Below are 22418 nucleotides of genomic sequence, written 5' to 3' on the forward strand. Positions count from 1 at the left end.
CTCAACGCGTTCCAGATCGCCTTCGAGGGACGCCTGACCCCGAGCAACAACTGACCATCAACAACCAGGATCAGCCGTTAAATTGACACACCCCCCCTCTGTGGCTGAGCGCTTCAGTTGGCGGGTTAGCGCTTGAGCTGGCGGGGCCGAGCGTTCAGTTGGTGGGCAGGGTAATTACAGCTGGGGCACCAGATCCGACATCACGGCGAGCGGCAGCGACGGGTTGGCGGCCGCCGCTTCCACCACCTGCCAGTCGGTGTCGGTGAGCAGCTCTACGATGACCGGCGGGGGGAGGGCCGGATGGCGGGCGGCTATGGGCCTCGCCTGATTGTCAGCCAGGCAGGCGAGCAACGCCGGGGCCGTCGCATTGCGATGCCGGGCCACCTCGCGGAACGCTTTCTGTACCGATGGTTCGTGCCGGGCCAGGTCCTCCAGCAGCGCCGGAGTCGCGTCCGGGTTGACTGCCACCTTGGCGGCGACCCGGACTCCGTGCCGGTCAAGCATGGCGCGCAGTTGGGCTTCGGACAGGCCCGGGTGCGGCGCGATGGACTTGACCACTTTCGCGTCGGGGTCGGCGGCCAGCGCGTCGCGTATCGCGGGCGGCAGATCGCGTCGTTGGGCCAGGAGCATCCGCGCGGCCGGGTTCGGCGACTGGGCCAGCTCCTTGACCTCGTCGGGGGAGGCGGCGGCGATCCGCGGCAGCAGGGTGGCGCCGATCTTGGCAGCCCCGGCCAAGTGGGTGAGCACGTCGAGCGGCACGTGGGGGTTGTGGGCGAGCCTGCGCCGCACGTCGTGGTCACGGTCGCTGGCCAGTACGCGGACCAGGGCGTCGTCGATCGCTGGATTCTCGGCGAGGTCGGCTCGGACTCCGGGGTGGGGATCCACGGCGAGCTGTCCGCACACCTGCGACGGCAGGTCGGGGCGGGCGGCGAGCGCCCAGCGCAGCAGCAGCGAAGGATGGTCCACGAAGCTGACGACGGCTTCGGTGGGTGTGGCCGGGTTCCGCAGTGCCATTTGCTGCATGTCGTGCATGGTGGACTCGTGGGAGCCGTCGCAGGAGGCGCCCGGCAGCAGATCGCAGTCGAGCCGCGGACATTGCGGAACGTGTACGAAAGGGGTCTCTTCTCGGTCGCAGACCAGGCACCACCGCGCCGGAGGCAGCCCCTCCCCGGTGAGCAGCGCCGCCAGTACGGCCGGGGGCGTCGCCTCGTTGGCCGCCACCGCCCGGCGGACCTCGGCATGCGGATGCCCCGCAAGCCTGGCGGCTACTTCCGGCGTCGTCCACAAGGCGAGCTCCGCCACGACCCGTACGTCCGAGTCCGCGGCGAGCGTCTCCACCACATCGGGCGGAAGGGCGGAGCAGGCGGCCAGCTTCTCCCGGCGCTCGACGACCGGATCTGCCGCGAGGAGACGCGCCCACTCCGGGCTGCCGGCACGCTCGTCGAGCAGAGCGAGTGCAACGCGCGGCTGTGCCACGGGATCGACGTCGGCGACAGTCAGCCGCCCCGCGTACGCCAACCACACAGCGCTCTCCTCAACGCGTGAGGCCAGCTCAAGCGCCTGCGCATGACTGAGGTCCGCCCGATGAGCGAGGTCTGCGGCGATGCCGGCGTCCGCGACCGCGGTCAGCCGGTCGACCAGCGCGGACGGCAGGGCCGCATTGGCAGCGAGCCCGCACAGGACATGGTTCACAGGGGGCATCCTGCCTGGCCCGTGACCGAATGGCTCCTGGATTTCGACCTCGACGAGTTGTCGGCGGCACCTGGGCACATCCTGAGCGCGGTATTTGGCGAAACCCGCCAACTGAAGCGCTCAGTCACAGCCAACGAACCGTGCGACTGGGGCGATTGGGAGCAACGACGGGCTACCGAGAGGCGACCGGAGAAGATGCTCGCCCGAGCACGCTGCCGTCTACCGGTGCCTCGCGCAACGTCCCACCCCCTTCACCAAGATCGAAACCTTCGTCCCGTCAGACCGGTATCGACCGCGGCATCGTCGTCGTACGTCTCCAATACGACCGCGCCCTGGACTGGACCCATGGCAACAAGCTCAAACGCACCATCGAGATCACCCCCACCGGTGACCTCAAAGCCGGCTAACAACCCCAGCGGGTCAGTGCCGCCATCCCCTGCTGAGCTTCGTAAATCAACTATGGAGGCCAGTATCCGCTGCGCACCAGGGCCACGGTCGGGGCTTTTGGTACCAGGTGAGGACCGCGGCGCGGCCGGTCGGTGTCCAGGCTGGGCAGAGCTCCTGCGGCACGCCGCGTTGTCGAACTCGGTACTACAGATGGCTGGACAGCCGCGCGCCCGATGCCCTCCTGAGACAGGTAGGTAGGCATCGGGCGCACGGAATGCTACGAAGTGCCGTTAGGGCTGATCTGCGTAATGCGCACCTCGGAAATCCGCAAGGCCCTCACTCCAGATGAATGAATTCTGGTACGCCTTCGGCCGACGTCGGATCGTCAAGGGCATACGTCAGAATTCCTTCTGGAGCACGTACACGCGACACTGTGACACCGTGCAGGCACGCCTCGCACCAGAACAAGGCATAGCCGATTCGACTCTCGCTGTCGACGATGTAACGAATCTTCAATTCGGATCGACCACAATTCTGACATGAGATGCGGTTGATCTCACCAGAGTCGCGAGCAGCGGCTAGCAACTTTAGCCAAGCCTGTCGATCACCCATCACTTCAGCTTTCCGTTGAAGTAGTTCACGAATTGTTCCTCGATGCCGTAGGCCGCATTCTCATAGGCCCTCCTTGCTGCTTCATCTGCGGGGGGGGCCGTAAAGATCGATCTGCGCCGGCTTCCTGTACTCCATCGGCTTCCTGGTCGCCTGGCTGTTCGCCCTGCTCCTGGTCGCCGACGGTGCACGGGTCAATCTCCTTGCGCGGCAGTCCGTCGGGGGCCCCGTCCGGACGGCCTCCACGGCGACCGGCGGCGAGAGCCAGCTGCTGGCCGCGCACCAGGACCACGCCTCATGTCATTGAACAGTGCGGGCCGGGCCGGCACTCTACGAGTCGCCACGCCATTCGCCCCGGAGGGCGCAGCCGTGCCGCCGGTACGGCTTCAGGAACCCGATGCGGAAACTCCGGAGGGCAGCAACGCACTTGGGCGAGTGGCGTGTGGGACTGCCGGTGCCTGCGGAGAACGAGTTGAAACCGATCTCGATAATTCCCAAGGCGAAATATGCGGTTGTCTAGCGATCACCGGGGGGTGGCTGCTACAACCTTGCCATACTTCGTAACAAGTCTGGCCGGACCCTCACTCGCAACACAGGCGAAGGAAAGGTGTCATGTTACGAAATTCTCTCTGTGGTCAGCCAACGCGACGCAGTTGGTTCCGCATCATCATCGCGATCATCGCACTGTCTCCATGGCTGGGTGAGGCCGTCGCCGCAGCTGCTCTCGGAGCGCTCGCTACACTCATGACGTGTGAGGCCGGTGCGTTTGCGTAGAGGCTGCTGGGATTAGACAACCAGCACTTGTGGGTGTCCCACGTGGCAAGACGGTGGGGCACCCACCACCCGTTCAACGCCTACGCGAAACATCGAACGTCGCCGCCGCGGCGGGCCCCCTAGAATCCTCGTCACGAATGCCGAGGGCGGCCCAGCGAGAAGCCATTGACGCGGTCCTGCGTGCTCTCGAATTGCCTGCAAGATCACTTGTGCCTGAGCGAGGGCTTCGAACGCACGTGTACGAGCTGGTGGAGTGGACGCGGGGCCTGGACAAGGTGACCGTGTACGCCACGTACGCCAGCCTCGGTCTGGGCACGCTGGAGCGGGCGCACGCTGCGGGTTTGGCGGCTTGGGACCTGATCGTCGTGGACGAGGCCCACCGGGTTTCGGGCCGGATCGGGAAGCCGTGGGCGGTCGTTCACGACAACCAGAAGATCCCGTCCCTGCGCCGTCTGTACATGACGGCCATGCCACGGCTGTGGCAGCTCGGGGACAAGGACGAGGCCGGCGCACCCGGCGAGCTGGTCGCGAGCATGGACGACGACCCCAACGGCCCGTTCGGTAGCAGGGCGTTCACTTTGACCCTCTCGGAGGCCATCGATCGGGGAATTTGTGCCCCCTACCAGGTCGTATGCGTGGACGTCACTGACACCGCGCTCCAGGCCGCGCAGCTCTTGGGCGCTGAGGGCCGGTCGGCTGAGGTCCGCGGGGCCCGGATGGCCGCTCTGCAGACCGCGCTGGTGAAGGCGTCAGCGGAGGAGGGCTTTAGCCGCACGCTGGTCTTCCACCACGTCGTCAAGGAGGCCGAAGCCTTCGCGGCCGGGCTCCCCGATGTCGCCGCGCAGCTGCACGCCAGCGACCCCGAGCTGTACCCGGCCACGATCTGGGCGGACTGGCTGTGCGGGGACCACAAGCCGCTGCACCGGCGGCGTCTGCTGGGCGAGTTCGCCGCTGGGATCACCACGGACGACACGGTCGTGGAGAAGTGCTTCCTGTGCTCGGGAAGGTGCTCGGGGAAGCGGTCGACACCAAGAACTGCGACTCCGTCTACTGGGCGGATGTGCGGGGCTCCATGCCGGACCTGGTCCAGGCGGTCGGCCGGGCGCTGCGGATGCAGCCGGGCGAGGGGAAGATGGCGTCGCTGGTCGTGCCGGTGCTGCTCGGGCCGGTGCTGCTCGGGCTGGGCGAGACGGCGGACAACATGCTCACCTCCCGGGCCTTCGGCGGGCTGGCCAAGCTCTTGGAGGCGCTGCGGGCGCACGACGCCAGGATCGTGGAGACCCTCGCGGAGCAGCAGGCACCGAGCCGCTACAAGCCCGTCAGCAAGGACGAGAGCGGGAAGAGCACGGGCGGGAGCGGGGAGGGCCCCGGGGGCGTCATCATCAACCTGCGTGTCCTCAACCCGGAGCACGAGCACTGGCGGCGCGGCGTGGAGGCCGCCGTCATCTACGCCCGCGAGCACGGCGACTTGAAGGTGCCGTTCACGTTCCGCGTGCCCGCCGTCGAAGACCAGGAGACGGAAGGCGAGGGGTGGCCAGCCTCGCTCGCCGGGTTCCCGCTCGGGCAGTGGACCGCCGACGCCAGGAGGTTCTACGCCCGCGGGGGGCGTTGTCACGTTGTTGGGTGCGTGACTGTCTGATGGTGCGTCGGGGCGTGGTGGGCCCGCGGTCCGGGCCTGTGTTCAGGCCGTGGCGGGCCGGCTGGCAGCACTGGTGATCTGGTCCCAGATGGCGAAGCGGATGGTCATCTCGGCTCGGTGGTCGGCGGCGGCCACCAGGTGGCGATGGGGCCGGAAGTGGGGTGAGATGCCGCTCAACGCGGACAGGAACCGCTGGGCGGCGCCCACGCTGCGGAAGCCTTTCATCGCGCGTTCACGCTGTCTGGTGGGCTGGTGGCTGTTCTCCGCCCGGTTGTTCAGTCCCTTGTGGGAACGGTGCTCGACCAAGGGCATGACCTCACGGTGGGCCGTGCCGTAGGAGCGGAGCTTGTCCGTGATGACCACCCGCGGCACTGACCGGGTCTTCTTCATCAGCCTGCGGAAGAAGCGTCGGGCGGCGGCCTTGTCCCGCCAGTTCTGGACGAGGATGTCGAGTACGTTGCCGTCCTGGTCGACAGCCCGCCACAGGTACTTCAGCTCCCCGTTGATCCTGACGAACACCTCGTCCAGGTGCCACTTGTCCCCGGGCCGGGGCCGGCGGCGGCGCAGTCCGTTCGCGTAGGCCTGGCCGAACTTGGCGCACCAGCGGCGCACTGTCTCGTAGGAGACGATCACGCCGCGCTCGAGCATCAGCTCCTCGACCTCGCGGAAGCTGAGCGGGAAGCGGAAGTACAGCCACACGCAGTGGGAGATCACCTCGACCGGGTACCGGTGCCCCCTGTACGACGGCGACGCGCTCCTCACGGACGACCCCTCCCAGCGTGATCAACCAGAAGATCATCGCACCCGGTCAGTCAACGTGACAGCGCCCTCCGCAGTCATGACGAACGACTCGTCGAGCAACTCGCCTCCCGAGCCCTCACCAGCGGCAAACGCAAGGTGCACATCCGGCGAGACGAAGACGGCCAGATCGTCGGAGCCGCCGGCGGCGAGGGCGACGGCGAGGACCAGGAGCACGACAACACCGATGGTGCGGTCGAGTCGGCGCTGCTCCACTTCTCCAGCCCGCGCGACGCGGCGACCATCGCGGCCTTCCTGCGCACCCTCGTCTACCGGCCCGAGTCCCTGGTCTGGCTCGAGGGCTACCAAGCCCTGCTCCGATGGCGGAAGGAAAACAAGATCACCGGGCTCTACGCCGTTTCCTACGACGTCGAGGTCGAAGTCGGCGTGACGAAGGACTTTCCCCTTGGGCGGTGGGTGCACCAGCAGCGCAAGACGCTGCGCGCCGGCGAGCTCGATCCCCACCGCAAGGAGCTGCTGGACGCCCCGGAGGCCGGGATGGTCTGGGAGCCGGGCGAAGAGGCATGGGAGAACAAGCTCGCCGCGCTCCGGTCTTACCGGCAGGCCACCGGGCACCTCGCTCCACGCCAGGACGCCATGTGGGGCGAAGGCGAGGCGATGGTGCCCATCGGACAGCACATGGCCAACCTCCGCCGAAAGGGAGCGAAGAACGGCCTGGGCAAGGACCCCGAGCGGGCCGACGTGCGCGCGGCACAGCTCACCGCGATCGACCCCGACTGGGACTGCCCGTGGCCGCTGGACTGGCAACGCCACTACCGCGTACTCGCCGACCTGGTCGACGCCGACGGCAGCCTGCCCGACATCGCACCCTGCGTACTCATGGACGGCGACGACATCGGTCGATGGCTCCAGCAGCAGCGGAAGCCGGGCACCTGGGCGCAGCTGTCCACCGAGCAGCAAGAGCGGCTATCCAGGCTGGGGGTGCAGCCGCTTGAGGCGCCGTCTCCGGCCCCTGCCACCAAGCGTGCGGAAGGGCCCGAGCAAGGCGCAGCAGGCGTTCCAGTGAGGCTTGGCGGCCCTCGCACAGTGGGTGGAACGGGAAGGCGCCCACCGGCCTGTACCGCGCGGCCACGCTGAACAGATCGTGGTCGATGGCCAGACGGAAACGGTGCTCGTGAAGCTCGGTGTATGGGTATCGAACACCAAATCGAGGCGAGACAAGCTCACACAGGAACAGTGCGCTGCCCTCGCGGAGCTGGGAGTCGAGTGAGCATGACGGACACCCAGTCCGTCATGGTCTTTCGCTCCGTACACACACAGAGCCGGCCGCCCTACCCTTCGATGGCTTGATGAGGACATGATGGGAGGGGGGGTGGTCACGTGATCGAGACCGTGTTGCGCAGTGAGGATTTACCGGTAGCCGATCGCTTCGCGTGGTGGCGGGAGATGACGTCGCAGACGTTCACGCCCACGGAGATCACCAGCGACCACGCCGACGACTTCTGCGCCTGCTTCCGGCTGCTGGACCTCGGGGCCGCTCAGGTGTCGGTGCTGTCCTATCCGTCATTGCGCTCGCGTCGCACGTCGGCGCTGGTGCGGCGCTCCGACCCCGAGCTGTACCACCTGGCCCTGACACTGAGAGGCCGGCAGAGCATCTCCCACTGCCGGCGGGACGCGTCGGTTGGGGCCGGGGATCTGTTGCTGTACGACAGCTCGCACCCGAGCGACGCCTCGGCCTTCCCCGAAGACGGCGGTGCAGTCGAGGGGATCGTCGTGAACGTGCCCCGTACGGCGATTCCTCTCCCTGCGGCGAAGGTGGACCGCCTCCTCGGGGCGCCGTTGCCGGGCGACAGCGGTATGGGGTCCCTCCTGTCACAGTTCTTGATCCGCCTGGCACCTGGGTCCCACGCATGTCGGCCGCAGGACGCCATACGTCTGGGCGGGCTCACCGTGGACCTGATCACCGCGTTCCTCGCGCACCACACGGACACCGAAGACGGCGTTCCGCCCGAGAGCCGCCACCACGCGCTCATGGCCGGCATCCACTCCTTCATCGAACGCAACCTCGGTGACCCGCAGTTGTCGCCCGCCGCCATCGCCGCCTCCCACCACATCTCCGTGCGGTACCTGCACAAGCTGTTCCAGGCGCAGGGTGTCACCGTAAGCGCGTGGATCCGGCAGCAGCGCCTGGAGGGCTGCCGCCGGGACCTCGCCGATCTGCAACTGGCTGACAAGCCCATCGGCTTCCTGGCCGCACGCTGGGGCTTCGTCCACGCCTCGGAATTCACCCGCGCATTCCGCAGGGCCTACGGAATCCCACCGAGCACCTACCGACAAGAGGCACTCCACAGCCAACAGTCCACCGACCGCCAACTCCGGGCATCCAAGCGGCCAGGCGATCTGATGCCCAGACAGCAGAAAGAATATCGCTGACCCGCAGGCCAGCATGCATTCGACTGTCTGATCCTGCATTTCGCGGTCGGATGATTTGGGTGAATCGGGGCACCTGCCGGGCGTCCCTGGACGGGGCTGCGGGAACTGGGGCCCTCAGGAGAAAGGACTGACGGGACAAATGATCTGGACGGCGTTTTCGACGGAACATCTGTCGGGAACCGAACGATTCGACTACTGGCATTCAATAGTCTCCCGGGACCACTTTCGCACCACGATGGCCAGCGATCACCTGGATGACTTCCTCGCCAGCTCCCAGGCACTGCACCTGGGCGACATCCAGACCTTCGCGCAAAGCTACCCGCCCCTCGACGCGCGCCGAACCCCGGCACAGATCCGACAGAGTGACCCCGAGGTGTTCCAGCTGTGGCTCACCGTCCGCGGAGAGGCCGGGCTCAGCCAATCGGGCCGACACGTCGAAGTGGGCGAGGGTGATCTGGTGCTCTACGACTCCTCCCGGCCCTGCCAGGCCCAAACCGCCGCCCGTGACCGCCCCGACGTCTCCTCACTGATCGTGCAGATACCCCGGGACAGACTGCCCCTGCACTCCAACACCCTCGACCGGCTCACCCTGACCCGCATTCAGGGACAGACAGGCATCGGCGCGCTCTTCCGCCATTACCTCACCGACCTGATGAACCACGCACCCCAGTACGAGGAATGCGACGCGCCCCGCCTCGCACGCGTCACACTGGACCTGCTCAGCGCCATGCTCGCCCAGGCCGCCCGGACCGAGAATCTCCTGCCGACCGAAACGCAGCAAACCGTCCTGCGCACCCGGATCAACGCGTTCATCCAGCAACACCTCGCGGATCCCGGCCTCACGCCGGCCTCCATCGCCGCCGCCCACCAGATCTCCGTCCGCTACCTCCACCGGCTCTACCGGGGCCAGGCGACGACGATCGCCGACGGCATACGCCGCAGCAGACTGGAACACATCCACCGCGACCTGGCCGACCCCCGCCTCGACGCCCGGTCCATCAGCGCCATCGCCGCACGCTGGGGATTCCCGGAGCCCACATCCTTCAGCCGCGCCTTCAAGACGCTGTACGGCACCACACCGCGTGACCACCGGCAGCAGAGCCAGCACAGCGGAATGCCGACAGTGCGCTGAGTGCCAACAGCCGGGCACGCAATGCCAACAACTCTATGAACATGTCAAGCATCATGTGCATTCACCGCTCCCCGTTCACTCACGGGGAGACAGTCACGGATCTCAGGGGATGACCATGACGCGACGCTTTTCGTTCAGCGGGGCCCGGAGGAAGCTGGCGGTCGCGGCTGCCGCCGCCGGTATCGTGGTGGCCTTCTCCGGCCAGGCGCAGGCGGCCACTTACTACCAGCAGACGTCCGACGGCTGTGCGTCCGTGTACGGCGACTACAACTGGTGGCAGGTCGGAACGGCCGGCGGTTACGAGGTCTTCGACACGAGCTGGAACTTCACGATCTGGGACAACTGCTCCGACAACAAGGGCGCGGGGCTCTACACCACGTACTACAAGTGGGAGAACGGATCCTGGAACTGGCACAGCTACACCAAGCTCGGTTCGGACAGCAACGGTGCCAACGACACTCCCGGCTACGCCAATTCGCAGGGGTACAGCGTCCGCGACGTGCGGCTGTGGGTCTGCTTCGTTGGTGACGCGTCGTCGTGTGTGATGGTTTGACAGGTTAGGGGAGCGGGCTACGGCCAGGGCGCGTTCGCGCAGCGCAACGTCCTGCCGTTCCCGCGTGGCGGCGACGCGAGCGACGGAGGTCGGCTGCTGGTGCTCGACGGCATCGGTGCGGGGACGACGTCCGGGGTCACCCGTAGCAGTCGCCGTTGAATCTGGACGAAGGTGAGATGTGCCGTCTTCGTGGCAGTGAGCCAGCTGGGAATGTACCGACCCATGACAGCCGCAAGGTCGCGAAGTACCACCGTCGTGTCAGTGGCAAGCTCCAGCCACAGGCCGACGACCAGCAGGAACACCGTTTCCCTGCTCAACCGTGACTGACACACTCCCACTGACACGAAGCCGACACATCTCACGCACTCCGTACGCTGCGGCCATGAGCTTTCCGCTTGCCGTCGCCGTGGTCGCCGGTCTCGCCGCTGCCGCGGCTGTCTGGGTCCTCACAGGCCGTCGGCCCAGGGGCGGTGACGGCCGGCTCGCGGTCCGGTGCCACCACCCCGCCGGCTCCGGGACCTGTACCGAGTACGCGAGTGTGCCGCTCGAACTGGACGCCGGTGGCAGTCCACGTCTCCCGGACGGCTGGGCGTACCGGAGGCTCACGCCTGGCGCGACGTTCGAGGCGGCCGTGTGCCCCGCGCGCTGGACGGCCACGGCATGAAGTACGTCGAAGCCCCGGGCGAGTTCGAGAATCCGGGTACCGCGCTGTTCGTCGCGGGCGGTATCACGGGATGTCCCGACTGGCAGCGGGACGCGGTCCGGCAGCTGGAGGAACTTTGCTGCGAGGCGACTGTCCTCAACCCGCGCCGTGCCTCGTTCCCGCAGGATGATCCCCGGGCGCACGACGGCCAGGTCGGTTGGGAGTACGCCGCCCTGCGGCGGGCCGACGTGATCCTCGTCTGGTTCTGCGCGGAAACGGTCCAGCCGGTCGTGCTGTACGAGCTCGGTTTCCATGCCGCACGCGGTGACGCCGTGCTCGTGGTCGGCGCGCATCCGCAGTACGAGCGCCGGCGCGACGTCGTCGCCCAGCTCGCGCGTGCCCGGCCCGACGTCACCGTGCTCGACTCCCTTTCGGCGACGGTGCGCGCGGCCGCGGTGGCGGCCGGTGCGCATGCTCATCGAGGAGACGCAGCAGCTCCGGTCGCAGGGTGAGAACGAGCCGCGGCAAGACTTCTCTGCCACGCCCCTGACGTCAGCTCCCAGGGGTGACCAGCTGGGCTCAGCGCCCACCTTCGTAGGGGCCGTCAGCGGCGGCGCAGTTCCTCGGACCAGTCTCGGAGCGGGTCGGCGAGGGTGAGGTTGTCGCCGCGGCTCACGGTCTGCAGCAGTTGGGCGCACACGGTCGCTTCGGCGGCGAGGCCGGCCGGGCTGCCCAGGACGGGGAAGGCGTCGCGGACGCGGGCGGCGACGTCCTCCTGGAGCAGCGAGTAGGCGTAGAGCGTGGCGGCATCGAACCCCTCCGGAGCACGGCCCCAGCCCTCCCAGTCCAAGATCCTCAGCGGGGCACAGAGGTTCGCCCAGTGCACGTCAGCATGGGCAGTGGTCCAGCAGGGCGCGACCGGGGCCGGGATACCGACGAACTCGGGGATGGCCCGGTCCATGTACTGCTGTCGTACGGCGACGCGGCCGGTGTCGACGGCCGCCACCTTCTCCAGCGCCCCGGTGAGGTCGGCCCACCAGGAGTCCGGCAGCTGGAGGTCGCGCTGGAGGACCGGGTCGTCGGACAGGACCGGCTGGTCGACGCGGACGGACAGCTCCGCCCGGTAGGCGGTGCCGTCGTCGACGGCGTCGTGGACGGCCAGGAGGGCGGGCCGGTGCCTGTCGAGGTCACCGAAGGCGTGCTGGGCATCCAGGGCGCCGTCCCACAGCTTCCCCGAGGCCTTGTCCTCCAAGGCGGACACGAGCCGCAGCCATGCCGGTTGGCCGGTGGCGGTGCGGGCCGGGGCACCCAGGGTGCGCCCGGCCCACCCCCAGAACTCCCCGCCCGGCTCGACTCGTACGTCCAGAGCCTGGGCGGCGCGGGCGTGGTGGGCGCGCATGCGCTGTCCGGTGTCCGGGTCAGGAGGCGGCGAATACACCAGTGATCTCCCGTAACTTGGCGGCGGTCAGGGAGGGTTGGGCGACGGCGTCGGCCGCCTGACTCCAGTGTGACGCACCGGAGGCAGCCAGAAGGACGTCCGTCGCTCCTGGGCATGAAGCGACCGCCAGAACACACGCCTGTGCGGGGGTCAGGCCCGGCCGGATGAGGTCGGCGAGCTCCTGGTCGACCATGCCGGGGAGCTCACCGCCGTGCAGCGGCGCCGACGCCATCACCCTCAGCCCCGCCCCGACTGCGGCCGGGAGCGGCACGGCCCCCGGCCGTCCAGGGCCTGGACGATCGGCGCCATCATCACCAGGCTGACCGGCAGCTGGACGGCGGCCAGGTGGTGGTGTCCGCCGGCGGCTTCGGTGGCCAGGGCGAGCAGTTCCTCCACCGTGAACGCTTCCTCCTCCAGGCCCGCCCACGTGGCGACGCCGTACCCGGCCACGCGCCCGGCTGCCACGGCTTCCTCGAGGACGACGAACGCCTCCCGCATCGCGTGGTGCAGGGCCAGGCGGTCGCCAGGGGTGGGCGCGCTCCGGGTTGTGCAGCAGGACCAGGTCCAGCCGCTCGCGCCCGAGCTGCTCGCGGTTGCGGCCGGTCTGCCAGCGCACATAGTCCGGGGTGAGGCTGTGCCCGACCACGGCCTGGTCCTCGGTAAGGACACCAGCGCTCACGGCATCGGCACCGCCCTCCTCCACGTCGGCCGCGCCTGCCACCTCGCCCACACCCGCAAAAACCCGCCCCCGCCCGCAACAGCACACGCCGCAGTCCCCGTCGCATACGTCCTGGTCCCGCCCGGCGCCACCGCGAAAACCCTCATCACCGAATTCGCCCGCTACCTCGGCATCCCCACCACCACCCGCATGACCTAGACCCAGATCACCGACGCCGTCTGCCACACCTACACCCAAGCCGGTGTCCGACTCGTCCTCATCGACGAAATCCACCGCCTCAACCCCCGCACCACCACCGGCGCCCAAACCGCCGACCTCCTCAAAGACCTCACCGAACGCCTCCCCGCCACGTTCGTCTACGCCGGCATCAACGTCACCGACACACCCCTGTTCAGCGGCACCCGCGGCGCCCAGATCGCCGGACGCGCCACCCTCATCACCTGCGGCCCCCTCCCCGCCCGCCACGGCACCCGCGAACCCTTCCGCGACGTCATCACCGACATCGACAACGCCCTCGACCTCCACCAGCACAAACCCGGCGTCCTCCCCCGGCACGCCGCCTACCTCCACCAGCGCACCGCCGGCCGCATCGGATCTCTCACAAGGCTCATCCGCCAAGTAGCCATCACCGCCATCCACGACGGCACCGAACGCCTCACCAAAGCTGCCCTCGACGCGGTACAACTCGACCACCTCGCAGAAACCCACCACCGCCCCCGCACCCGCTAACCCCCCACCCACCCGCCCACCCGCCCACCCGCCCACCAGGCAAAACAGCGCGCACCAGCAAAAACACCAAACGAGCCATTACGCGCTAGAACTACCTACAACACACCCCGCCACCCTCCACACAGAACACACAACCCCAGCTCAGACCCCCGCCCACCCCGACCTAACCGCCCACTCGACTTCTCAGCGAAACCACAACACCCCAAGCCAGCAAGCACTCGGCACACCAACAAACCCCCCTCCGAGCGTTATCAGGGGAGCTGCCCGTCGTAGGCCGGCAGCTTGTACGTCTTCTCGGCGCGGCCGCCCGGAGCATGTCGTTCAGGCCGAGCCGTAGTTGGCCGGGCAGGGGGACGTCATCACCGCGACCGGCCACGCGACCGGCTCGTCCCGAGACTGCCGCGATTGTGGCCGGACACCCAGTGCCCGGTTGCGCGGTCCTGCACCGCAGTCATGCGGACGCCGCCCACACGCTCGTATCGCCGCCTTGCAACGGGCCCGCCGCACGCCGGACTCGCACTTCGCTGACCGGGGCCGGGCTGCCATGGTCGGTTTATGACCGTCGGGCAGGTTACTGAAGACCACCGGCACTCAGTCGAGGTCCGGCTCGTCGGCTTCCTCGAGAATGCGGGCTGCGAGATCGTCGGCCCAGGCCACTGCCCAGCGGTGTAGGGCGGTGATGGTGGCCGCGTCGAGGCCGTATGCGGCGAATGCCTCGTCGTCGGTCCAGACGGCACCCGCGAGGTTGGCCTGGAGGTCCTGGCGGTCGAAGCGCCCGCGGGCGTGACGTCGGCCGAATTCCTCGAGTTCGGCGGTGTTCCAGCGCCGGGAGGCCTCGAACACGTCGATCAGGTCACGAGGGGCGCCGCGGTCGCCGAGCGCACGGACCTTGGTGCCGATCACGTCTTCTTCTGCGAGGACGGGGCCGTAGCGGCTCTGCGCGACGGGACGCCAGAAGATTCCTGAGGATGTCGACCTCGCACTCTTCCCCGGTGGCGGGGTCGGTGATCGTGAAGCGGGCCGACAGCGGAGCGGTCTCGAGCAACCGCACGTGCCAGTCTCGTGCTTGCAGCCCGTCACGAAGGGCCGTGGCGATGTCGGCCATCGGTGCGGGGTTCTCGGTGGCGACGTCGAGATCCTGACTGGGACGGTCGACTAGCCGGTGCGTGCCGCGCCTCGTGGTGGAGTGGGGCTTGTCGGGCGCTGCTGTGAGAAGGCGTGGCTGCCGGACAGTCGTGATGCGAAAATCAGCCCGTATCTTGATCCACATCCGCGTCCCGGAGGTCCGCATGGACGTCGCCTCGCTGCTGCCGTTGACTACGGCCCGGTTGTCTCTGCGTCTGTTCACTCCCGGCGACGCCGACGGCCTGTACGCCTACCAGAGCCTGCCGAGCGTGGCGCGCTACTTGTACCGGCCGGCGCACACGCGTGAGCGCAGCGAGCAGGTTGCCGCCGAGCGCGCGGCGCAGACGGCCTGGCGCGCCGACGGGGACAAGCTGGCGCTCGCTGTCTGCCGACGCGATGAGCCCGGCGTCCTCGGCGAGGTGAGCCTCACCCTGGCCGATGCCCGCGCCGCCCAGGCCGAGATCGGCTGGACTCTCCACCCACGTCACGAGGGGCACGGCTACGCGACCGAGGCGGCCGCGGCGCTGGCCAAGTTGGCCTTCGACACGCTGGGCGTGCACCGGCTCTACGCACGGCTGGATGTGGAGAACACCGGGTCTGTGCGGGTCTGTGAGCGCCTCGGGATGCGCCGGGAGGCGCACCTGGTCGAGAACGACCTCGACGGGGATCGCTGGGGCAGCGAGTACATCTACGCGGCGCTGGCCGCGGATCTTGGTAGTCGATCAGGCGATTGAGCCCGACGCTGCCCGGCTGGTTCTCCGGCTCTGGGATCGTGTACTTGATCTGGCGTCGTCGCAGCTAGCACCCGTTGCGGCAAGAGCCTTACACCTTGTCACCGCTGGCGTGACCAGGTCGGGTGCGGGGGCTGCACGCCCTGGGTGGGCATGACCCGAACCAACCGACCACGACTAACTGCCCGGCTCCCCGGACTGGCTGTGACGGCGCCTGCTCTCACCCTCACCAACAGGGAGGCTGCCCATGACTGCTGACACCATCCCGCCGCGCCCGTCGATCGTCGTCCTGTGCGGGTCCACCCGGCGGCGTGCGCCGCCAGGCGGATGGAACGGGGGACCTGCAGCGCGGCCGGTACGGGCGTCCCGGCGGCCAGGGTGTCAGCCACGGCGGATCGCCGCCTCGGGCTGCGCGGGAGACTTGGTGATCTCCGCGTGGACCACCTTGAAGCCGCCCTTGATCACGGTCGTGAACGGTGCGGGGGCCATGCACGTACCGGCCTGCGGCCTGACGGGCTGGCCGTTCTCGTCGACGTGCTCGGGGTCGACGTTCACCACTCCCCAGGAGAAGCCGAGCCGGTCCGGCTCGCCCTTCCCACCCTGCTGAACGCTAATGCCCAGCCGGGCGCCGATCTCCTCGACGTTCGACTTCGTTACGACTGCGGTCAGGGTCGCCGTCCGGCCGCTGGTGACCAGGCAGTCCACCTGGGCCTCCGCCCACCCCGTGGCTCCGCCCCGGAGGGTATGGGAGAACTTCAGTGTGCCCCGGGCATCTGTGGACAGTCCCTCAGGAGCCTTGGGGGGCACCGGCCGGGTGAACGGCGTCTGTTCGGCATGGATGGTGAAGCGGATGTCGTCGTTGATCGACTCGATGTAGGAGATTCGCGCTTCCCCATGGACGCTCGCGGTCCTCGCCGGCTTCTTCTCGACGGACGCAGCCGGGGCTGCAGGAGCGGGCCCGGCAGCTACCAGCCCGGCGAGGACGATGGCTGCTGTAGCGCCGATTGTGGCGTTGCGCATGATGAACTCCTTTTCTTTGCGGGGTGTTTGCATTGCCGTGGTCGGTTGAACGGCTCAAGCTTCACCCCTGGTGCGCGTCGACCCCATCCGCCGATCGGCACAAAGATCGCGCCGCCGCCCGGCCCTCCTATGCCGTTCGGCAGAGAGCCCCGCCACATCGCACATCCGTACGCTGATCACCATGTGGGAATCAACCGGCCCGGTCGTCAGGGTGTTTGGCGCTCTGCCGTCGCTCGCGGCCGCGGGCACGCTGGTGTGGGCCGTTGCCCGCCCCCGTGCCGCGGTTCGTCAACGGCTCGGCCGCCTCGCCCGCCCGACCACGGTCTGCGCGGTTCTCTCCCTGACCACCAGCTTCGTTCTGCCGGAGGCTGGTTTGGGCTCCGGCTGGAAGCTGGCGGAGACCGCCGTCCTGCTGCTCCTTCTGGCCGTGGTCACCCGCTGGTCACCCCTGCGCGAACTCAAGTCGGCCCTCCCGCTGACCGCCCTTGCGGTGACCCTTTGGCCGCTGCCGCTGGTCGACGGTGAGTCCTTCCTGGAATCCATCGGAATCGCCACCTTCTGGCTGCTTCCCGTAGCCGGCGCGTTGGTGGCCGGCGCCTACCCCCGCCGCCAGGAACTGCGTCGCCGGAGCGCGGTGGCCGAGGCCCGCAGCGCTCAGCGTCTTCAGCTGTCCCGCGACCTGCACGACTTCGTCGCCCATGACATCAGCGGGATCGTCGTCCAAGCCCAGGCGGCCCGCTTCGTCGCCTCCGCCGACCCCTCCTATACGGTGCTCGCCCTGGAACGCATCGAAAAGGCGGGCCTGAGCGCCCTGGCCGCGATGGACCGGACCGTACAGATGCTGCACGGTCGGGAGGCACCCGCCACCGAGCCGCTCCCCGGCGTGTCCCAACTGCCCTCGCTGATAGCGGACTTCACTTCAGCGGGAGCCACCGAAGCGCATCTGGACCTGCCTCCTTTGGCCACGCATGCGCTCTCCCGCGAGGCGGGCTCCGCCGCGTACCGCATCGTCGTCGAGGCGCTGACCAACATCCGCCGGCACGCCCCCGACGCCCCCCGCGCCACAGTCACGTTCACCCCCACCGCCACCACCGTGGAGATCCGGGTCACCAATGACCGCGGCGCCCGCCCTGCCCCGGTCCGCCGCCGCGCCTGGCGGGGCGGCCTCGGTCTCCCCGCACTCACCGAGCACGCCCAGGCCCTCGGCGGAACCCTCTCGGCGGGGCCGCACGGCGACGGCGGCTGGCAGCTCATCGCCATCCTCCCTGCCACGCTTCCGGAAGAGACCTCATGACGACGCCCCTCGGCCCGACCCGCATCCTGATCGCCGACGATCAGGAGGACGTACGCAGCGGCTTCCGCCTGATTCTTGGCTCGCAGCCCGACATGACCGTGGTCGGCGAGGCGGCGGACGGCCTCACCGCCGTCCACCTCGCCCGCACCCTGAGCCCAGACCTGATCCTCGCCGACATCCGCATGCCGGTCCTGAACGGCCTCGAACTCACCCGCCGCCTCGCCGGTCCGGACGTACCCAACCCGATGCATGTCCTCGTCGTCACCACCTTCGACCACGACGACTACGTACGCACGGCACTGCACGACGGCGCCTGCGGGTTCCTGCTCAAGCGCTCGGGCCCCGGACTGCTGATCGAGGGTGTCAGAGCCGCGATGGCCGGGGACATCCTCATCAGCCCCCAGATCACGGTCCGCCTGCTCCAGACCCTCGCCCCTGCCCCCGCCCCAGCAGCGCCCACGGCTCTGTCGCCTCTCACCGCCCGGGAGCATGAGATTGCCCGGCTGGTCGCCGAGGGCCTCACCAACGCCGAGATCGGTGAGAAACTCTTCATCTCAGCGGGCACGGCCAAGACCCACATCGCGAACGTCCAGGCGAAGCTGAAGGCCCGCAACCGGGTGGGCATCGCCGCCTGGGCCTGGGAAAACGGTCTGGCCGGCCCAGTCCCACGGGAGTAGGGCGCATGCCCGAGACGTTCTGCCAGAAGTGCGGGTGGGATGGGCGCATGAGTGACCCCGTGTTTCTGGCTGTGGTCGCTGTTCGCAATCGCCCGGCCCAGGAGAAGAACATCTCGGTGTGTCCGTGCGTCCGGACGGGTCTCCTCATGTGACACCGTTCTGGTTCGTCTTCTTGCAGAGCAGTTGGTGGATCGGTGCGGACGGCGGCGCGTCGTCCGCGATCGCCCTGCGGACGGTGTTTCTCGAGATCCCCAGCTTCCTTGCGATCGCCCGCACCGGCATCTGCTCGGCCCGGTGAAGCCGGCGGATCTCCGCCCAGTCCTCCACGCTGATCACCACTCCCCCGGTCTGACTCAACGCGCCAGGCCCCTGGAGGGGGTCAACTTTCAAGCGCCGCTACCGGTCCACTTTTCAGCCGTCGCCGACAACTTAGAAGCACCACGACGGCCAGCGAATCAAAGGGGACCCTGCCGGTGAGAGCATATTCAGCCGGGCGCCGATGATCCCGAGGACCAGGGCCACGATGCCCAAGATGCCCGCCATCCAGAACAGGAGCGGGATGATCCCGGGGATGAGGCCGATGATGCCCAGGATCAGGGCCGCGATTCCCAGGCCGTTCCGCGGCGCCGTCGAAGCCGACCTCCCCGGGCCCGAGGGATCCGGGGGGCTCAAACCAGGGGCACCCGGAGGAGGAGGAGGCGGCGGCGTTCCCTTGTTCTGGCGCGGGGGCCACTTCGGTTGGTTCGGATCTGCCATCGTGGATCACTCCTCACCACCATGATGCGATCATAGTGAGGTAAAGCGCCCACGCAATCAGCGCAACGCTCGTTGAGCAGGGCAGGGCGTGGCGTCGGCGACCTGGAGGGTTCCCGGTCAGTGTGGACGCCCTGTCGGCGTGTGTCTGTGGGTGGCCTCTAGCGTTGCCGGGTTGGTGCCGCGGCGGGTGACAGAACGAGAATCCCGTCTTCCTCTGCCGCTGTGACAATGTGCCCGCGCTGCATGAGAAGTCCGGACACCGTGGCCTGCACCACCGCCCGCATGCTGTCGTTCGTTGTACGGCCCGGCTGGCTGGCGGCCAGCGCGGTGAATTCGTCGGATGCCGCCCACCTGACCAGCAGACCTTCGGGTACCTCGCTCACCCGCAGGCCCGGCATCCCGCCGTCCGTCTCCGCGACAGGTAGAAGCCTGCCTCGCTGAGCACGTGCCGCACCTGGGCGGCGAGCACAGACGGGGACGACGGCATCCGATGCGTCTGCCCCTGATCGAGCCCTTCATGCACGTCGGTCACGCTATCGAGCCTTGCCCTCAGGGAGCGGTGCGGCCGGCGATGCTCCCGCCGGGGTCGTCGGCCAGCGCGATCAGCGCCGTGACGCGTTTGCCGACCGGTTCACGGTGGACCTCATAGCCCTGGCTGACAGGAGGGTGATTTCCAGGCCGTGCCGCCCGACGCGCTGCGGGTCGGTGGCGGCGACGTCCGGAAGGACCGGATCGCTGTCCCACACCGACACCCGTACCGCACCGCCATCGATCTGCATATCGAGCATGACCGGGCCTGGCGCGTATTTCACCGCGCTGGTGACCAGCTCGCTGACCACCAGCTGCGTCATCCCCAGCGCCCGCTCCGACACCGGCAGCCCGTGCACGGCCTGCACCTCGGTGAGGAAGCCGGTGGCCAGATGCCGCGCGGCGCCGATACAGGAGGACTCGCCGTCATAGGCAGCCGACGCCGCCAGCGGACCGCAGCCTCCCGTCTTCTGTCCCTCATCCCCTGCGGTCTGCCCCATGCGCCCCGCCCCGTCCCACATGACCATCACACGAAATTCACGCTGCGCGTCCGGGCAGCATTGCACGACGGTCATCGGGTCGGCTGCCCCGCCGGCTCTGTACGTGCCTGTGGGAGCTCGGTTGAGGGTAGGCGGGGAAGCGGCGTCGACCTCCCCAGGCGTTCCGCCGCTTCCCCGCCAGCACGGCCCGCCTACCCCAGGGCGCCCGCCTTACGCCCGCCCGTCACCTTGAGCCCCGTCGCGCCGCCACCGCAACGGCCAGCTGCTTAGGTCAGTTCTGACTCCACCCCATGCCTGGGGGACGCGATTTTGTAGGTGAGAAATGACTCCACCTGGCGGCCCCACATCGGCGGATTAACAAGGGCTAACACAATGAGCCGAGTTGTCGGTGAGTGATGAGACAGCAGGCGAGTTTGAGGGTCAACCGCATGCCGTCGGCGTCGGTGAAACGCAACTGGGCACCGGGGTGCGGCCGCTCCTTGCGCACGATCAGCCGCAGGCCCTTCGGCCAGCCCGTCAGGCAGTCGCCGGCGAGTTCGGCCACCCAGGCGCCGTCGCGGATGTCGCCGTCGGGTTCCACGGCCGGCGTCCAGGCCGAGGCCGGGACCTTCAGGACGGCCTGGTGGACGGCGTCGGTGATGGTCATCCCGACCGAGTACGACAGCCAGCGCCCGCGCCGGGCGAGCCAGGCGACGAACTCGTGGGTGCCGCCGCCGGAGTCGGTACGGATCAGCGTCTGACGCCCGCGCCGGAGCCGTTTCGGCAGCTGGGCCAGGGCCAGTTTCGTGGCTTCGATGTGGTCGGCGGCGGTGTTGGAGCCAGCGTTGCCGGGCCGCAGCAGGCCCAGGACCGGCTCGTCAGACCCGCCGCGGCCGTGGTCGACGAACCCCATCAGCGGGTGGTGCCCGAACGTCTTCTTCCAGGTCGCGGCGGCGTCCTGCTTCTCGGAGTGCGCCAGGACGAGGACCCCGTCGATGTCCACGATCACAAGCCCGCCCGCATCCGGCGCCGCGTCACCGGCCAACCGCCAGACGTGTTCACGCACTTCGGCACGGGCGGTGCGCAGCGCGGCCAGGACCCGCTTGCCGCCCGAGGCCAGCTGTCCGACCAGGCGAGAGACCGTCGGGGCGGAGGCCACCGGCCCGAACACGGCCGGCTCAGCCCGCAACAGGGCCACGTCGGCTAGGCCGTCTCCGCCCAGCGCGAGGGCAAGCGCCACATCGAGCAGGTTCTTTCCCGGATCGTGCACCGCCCGCGGCTTGCGCCACGGCTCAAGCGCCGCCGACATCGCCGCATCCAGACCGGTCTTGCGGGCCGTCTCGACCAGCAGCACCGCACCGGCCTGCGAAACCACGCCGCGACCACCGCCCTCGGCTCGGACACGCGGATAGAACCCGATACGCTTCTTCACCTGGAAAGTGCCTCCGGCGGTGGCGGGAACAAGGATCTCAGCAATCCTCATTCTCGCTGGTCAGAGGCACTTTCTACGTTCATCATCAACAGATGGACAGCCCACCTCGGAAAGCGCGAGGTTAGGAAACGCCCTTGCGCAACGACGCGAGGAGGCGGTCGAGGTCCCCGCGTGCCGTGTACGTACGGATCGGGTCGATGTAGTCGCGAGACTCGATGATCTGACCGTCCCGCACACGGATGACGAAGACGCAGGGCACCTTGGACCTGGAGTCGTCCGGCAACGTGAACTCGTAGGCGAACTCGGCGACGATCACTTCAGGATCGGCGGTCTCGTGGACGACGACATCGACGACACTCCTCTTCGGCAAGGACTCCCGCATTTCCGGCGGCACCGTGAAGTGCTCCCGGAGCGCACGCCGACTCGTCAACGGCTCGGACTCCGGCGTCGCCATCGGATGCCGGACATCGGTAACCTCGCCGTACAGGTCAGGCAACTCGCTTGAGTTCCCGTCGGCGACCCCATGAACAAGGCGGAGAAACACCTCACGCGGACTCAGACTCACAAGACCCCCCAAGTGATACGTACAGGCAGCTGATCATTATCGCCTGATGCGAGCCGGTGTTGCGGACTGTCTCGACCAGCAGCACCTCACCCGTCTGATCCCACGGCCGACGCGCTGGACGCGACCTGCAGATACAGGTCAGCACTCCTCATCTGAGAAGTGCGCTTCCGCAGCAACGTCCAGGACTCTCCACAGGTCCCATCTGTGCAGGTCAGGAGCGCTCCTCGCATCTCTGATCAAGCGGTAGACGGGGGTGTGTCAATTTAACGGCTGATCCTGGTTGTTGATGGTCAGTTGTTGCTCGGGGTCAGGCGTCCCTCGAAGGCGATCTGGAACGCGTTGAG

At 68.3% G+C, this 22418-nt stretch carries 16 protein-coding genes and 6 pseudogenes; 11 read left to right on the forward strand and 11 right to left on the reverse strand.

What is annotated here, in order from left to right:
• Nucleotides 1-174: 174 nt before the first annotated feature.
• A complete protein-coding gene (locus tag ACIRPU_RS43390; RefSeq protein WP_403878478.1) occupies nt 175-1692 on the reverse strand; it encodes a hypothetical protein in 1518 nt (505 codons plus the stop codon).
• Nucleotides 1693-4456: 2764 nt separating this feature from the next.
• On the opposite strand from ACIRPU_RS43390, the gene ACIRPU_RS43395 reads away from it, so the two are divergent.
• Nucleotides 4457-5101: a Helicase associated domain protein gene (locus tag ACIRPU_RS43395; protein WP_403878481.1), complete on the forward strand. Its 645-nt coding sequence runs from the start codon at nt 4457-4459 to the stop codon at nt 5099-5101.
• Nucleotides 5102-5143: 42 nt separating this feature from the next.
• On the opposite strand, the gene ACIRPU_RS43400 is transcribed toward ACIRPU_RS43395, so the two are convergent.
• Nucleotides 5144-5863, reverse strand: coding sequence for an IS6 family transposase (locus tag ACIRPU_RS43400; protein WP_403878484.1), 720 nt, complete (start codon nt 5861-5863; stop codon nt 5144-5146).
• 66 nt (nt 5864-5929) lie between these two features.
• On the opposite strand from ACIRPU_RS43400, the pseudogene ACIRPU_RS43405 reads away from it, so the two are divergent.
• The 6 genes and pseudogenes from ACIRPU_RS43405 to ACIRPU_RS43430 form a co-directional block, all read left to right on the forward strand.
• A pseudogene (locus tag ACIRPU_RS43405) lies at nt 5930-7130 on the forward strand (helicase associated domain-containing protein); the annotation flags it as partial.
• A 110-nt stretch (nt 7131-7240) separates the two neighbouring features.
• Nucleotides 7241-8293 carry a helix-turn-helix domain-containing protein gene (locus ACIRPU_RS43410; protein WP_403878487.1) on the forward strand — a complete coding sequence of 351 codons (1053 nt, stop codon included), beginning with the start codon at nt 7241-7243 and terminating at the stop codon, nt 8291-8293.
• A 139-nt stretch (nt 8294-8432) separates the two neighbouring features.
• A complete protein-coding gene (locus ACIRPU_RS43415; RefSeq protein WP_403878490.1) occupies nt 8433-9425 on the forward strand; it encodes a helix-turn-helix domain-containing protein in 993 nt (330 codons plus the stop codon).
• A gap of 115 nt (nt 9426-9540) precedes the next feature.
• The gene (locus tag ACIRPU_RS43420; protein ID WP_403878493.1) at nt 9541-9978 is read left to right on the forward strand and encodes a Tat pathway signal protein; all 438 of its coding nucleotides are present in this window, start codon (nt 9541-9543) and stop codon (nt 9976-9978) included.
• Nucleotides 9979-10360: 382 nt separating this feature from the next.
• Nucleotides 10361-10642 (forward strand): hypothetical protein, encoded by a 282-nt coding sequence (locus tag ACIRPU_RS43425; RefSeq protein ID WP_403878496.1) that lies wholly within the window; start codon nt 10361-10363, stop codon nt 10640-10642.
• Nucleotides 10612-11133: a nucleoside 2-deoxyribosyltransferase domain-containing protein gene (locus tag ACIRPU_RS43430; protein WP_403878499.1), complete on the forward strand. Its 522-nt coding sequence runs from the start codon at nt 10612-10614 to the stop codon at nt 11131-11133. Before ACIRPU_RS43425 ends, ACIRPU_RS43430 begins: the two co-directional genes overlap by 31 nt.
• Nucleotides 11134-11225: 92 nt before the next feature.
• Here ACIRPU_RS43430 and ACIRPU_RS43435 read toward each other — a convergent pair whose 3' ends face one another.
• From ACIRPU_RS43435 to ACIRPU_RS43445, 3 genes are read right to left on the reverse strand one after another with little or no spacing between them, the layout of a single operon-like run.
• Nucleotides 11226-12020: a hypothetical protein gene (locus ACIRPU_RS43435; RefSeq protein WP_403878502.1), complete on the reverse strand. Its 795-nt coding sequence runs from the start codon at nt 12018-12020 to the stop codon at nt 11226-11228.
• 19 nt (nt 12021-12039) lie between these two features.
• Nucleotides 12040-12291, reverse strand: coding sequence for a hypothetical protein (locus ACIRPU_RS43440; RefSeq protein ID WP_403878505.1), 252 nt, complete (start codon nt 12289-12291; stop codon nt 12040-12042).
• Nucleotides 12292-12296: 5 nt separating this feature from the next.
• A complete protein-coding gene (locus ACIRPU_RS43445) occupies nt 12297-12677 on the reverse strand; it encodes a hypothetical protein (RefSeq protein WP_403878523.1) in 381 nt (126 codons plus the stop codon).
• On the opposite strand from ACIRPU_RS43445, the pseudogene ACIRPU_RS43450 reads away from it, so the two are divergent.
• Nucleotides 12676-13467: pseudogene (locus ACIRPU_RS43450) on the forward strand (TniB family NTP-binding protein). The gene ACIRPU_RS43445 and the pseudogene ACIRPU_RS43450 sit on opposite strands and share 2 nt — an antisense overlap.
• Before the next feature lie 591 nt (nt 13468-14058).
• Here the strand turns inward: ACIRPU_RS43450 and ACIRPU_RS43455 are convergent.
• Nucleotides 14059-14632 (reverse strand): annotated as a pseudogene (locus ACIRPU_RS43455) (nucleotidyl transferase AbiEii/AbiGii toxin family protein); the annotation flags it as partial.
• A 124-nt stretch (nt 14633-14756) separates the two neighbouring features.
• On the opposite strand from ACIRPU_RS43455, the gene ACIRPU_RS43460 reads away from it, so the two are divergent.
• Nucleotides 14757-15326, forward strand: a complete 570-nt coding sequence (locus ACIRPU_RS43460; protein ID WP_403878508.1) for a GNAT family N-acetyltransferase — start codon at nt 14757-14759, stop codon at nt 15324-15326.
• A 378-nt stretch (nt 15327-15704) separates the two neighbouring features.
• Here ACIRPU_RS43460 and ACIRPU_RS43465 read toward each other — a convergent pair whose 3' ends face one another.
• On the reverse strand, nt 15705-16343 hold the full coding sequence (locus ACIRPU_RS43465; protein WP_403878511.1) for a hypothetical protein: 639 nt from the start codon (nt 16341-16343) through the stop codon (nt 15705-15707).
• 181 nt (nt 16344-16524) lie between these two features.
• On the opposite strand from ACIRPU_RS43465, the gene ACIRPU_RS43470 reads away from it, so the two are divergent.
• On the forward strand, nt 16525-17637 hold the full coding sequence (locus tag ACIRPU_RS43470; RefSeq protein ID WP_403878514.1) for a sensor histidine kinase: 1113 nt from the start codon (nt 16525-16527) through the stop codon (nt 17635-17637).
• Nucleotides 17634-18314: a response regulator gene (locus ACIRPU_RS43475; RefSeq protein ID WP_403878517.1), complete on the forward strand. Its 681-nt coding sequence runs from the start codon at nt 17634-17636 to the stop codon at nt 18312-18314. The genes ACIRPU_RS43470 and ACIRPU_RS43475 overlap by 4 nt, the downstream gene beginning before the upstream one ends.
• A gap of 201 nt (nt 18315-18515) precedes the next feature.
• Here the strand turns inward: ACIRPU_RS43475 and ACIRPU_RS43480 are convergent.
• The 4 genes and pseudogenes from ACIRPU_RS43480 to ACIRPU_RS43495 all read right to left on the reverse strand — a co-directional run.
• Nucleotides 18516-18650: pseudogene (locus ACIRPU_RS43480) on the reverse strand (helix-turn-helix domain-containing protein); the annotation flags it as partial.
• 969 nt (nt 18651-19619) lie between these two features.
• A pseudogene (locus ACIRPU_RS43485) lies at nt 19620-20098 on the reverse strand (ATP-binding protein).
• A 418-nt stretch (nt 20099-20516) separates the two neighbouring features.
• Nucleotides 20517-21509: pseudogene (locus tag ACIRPU_RS43490) on the reverse strand (IS1380 family transposase); the annotation flags it as partial.
• A gap of 121 nt (nt 21510-21630) precedes the next feature.
• Nucleotides 21631-22074 (reverse strand): nuclear transport factor 2 family protein, encoded by a 444-nt coding sequence (locus tag ACIRPU_RS43495; protein ID WP_403878520.1) that lies wholly within the window; start codon nt 22072-22074, stop codon nt 21631-21633.
• Between the last annotated feature and the right edge of the window lie 344 nt (nt 22075-22418).

It is taken from the genome of Streptomyces sp. NPDC102259, from assembly GCF_044766465.1.
GTDB lineage: Bacteria > Actinomycetota > Actinomycetes > Streptomycetales > Streptomycetaceae > Streptomyces.

What these genes read in the sequence shown, in the direction of transcription:
- ACIRPU_RS43415 (WP_403878490.1), top strand. Translation starts at nt 8,433, where the DNA reads ATGATCTGGACGGCGTTTTCGACGGAACATCTGTCGGGAACCGAACGA.
- ACIRPU_RS43420 (WP_403878493.1), top strand. Translation starts at nt 9,541, where the DNA reads ATGACGCGACGCTTTTCGTTCAGCGGGGCCCGGAGGAAGCTGGCGGTC.
- ACIRPU_RS43425 (WP_403878496.1), top strand. Translation starts at nt 10,361, where the DNA reads ATGAGCTTTCCGCTTGCCGTCGCCGTGGTCGCCGGTCTCGCCGCTGCC.
- ACIRPU_RS43435 (WP_403878502.1), bottom strand. Translation starts at nt 12,020, where the DNA reads ATGCGCGCCCACCACGCCCGCGCCGCCCAGGCTCTGGACGTACGAGTC.
- ACIRPU_RS43440 (WP_403878505.1), bottom strand. Translation starts at nt 12,291, where the DNA reads ATGGCGTCGGCGCCGCTGCACGGCGGTGAGCTCCCCGGCATGGTCGAC.
- ACIRPU_RS43445 (WP_403878523.1), bottom strand. Translation starts at nt 12,677, where the DNA reads ATGTGCGCTGGCAGACCGGCCGCAACCGCGAGCAGCTCGGGCGCGAGC.
- ACIRPU_RS43460 (WP_403878508.1), top strand. Translation starts at nt 14,757, where the DNA reads ATGGACGTCGCCTCGCTGCTGCCGTTGACTACGGCCCGGTTGTCTCTG.
- ACIRPU_RS43465 (WP_403878511.1), bottom strand. Translation starts at nt 16,343, where the DNA reads ATGCGCAACGCCACAATCGGCGCTACAGCAGCCATCGTCCTCGCCGGG.
- ACIRPU_RS43470 (WP_403878514.1), top strand. Translation starts at nt 16,525, where the DNA reads ATGTGGGAATCAACCGGCCCGGTCGTCAGGGTGTTTGGCGCTCTGCCG.
- ACIRPU_RS43475 (WP_403878517.1), top strand. Translation starts at nt 17,634, where the DNA reads ATGACGACGCCCCTCGGCCCGACCCGCATCCTGATCGCCGACGATCAG.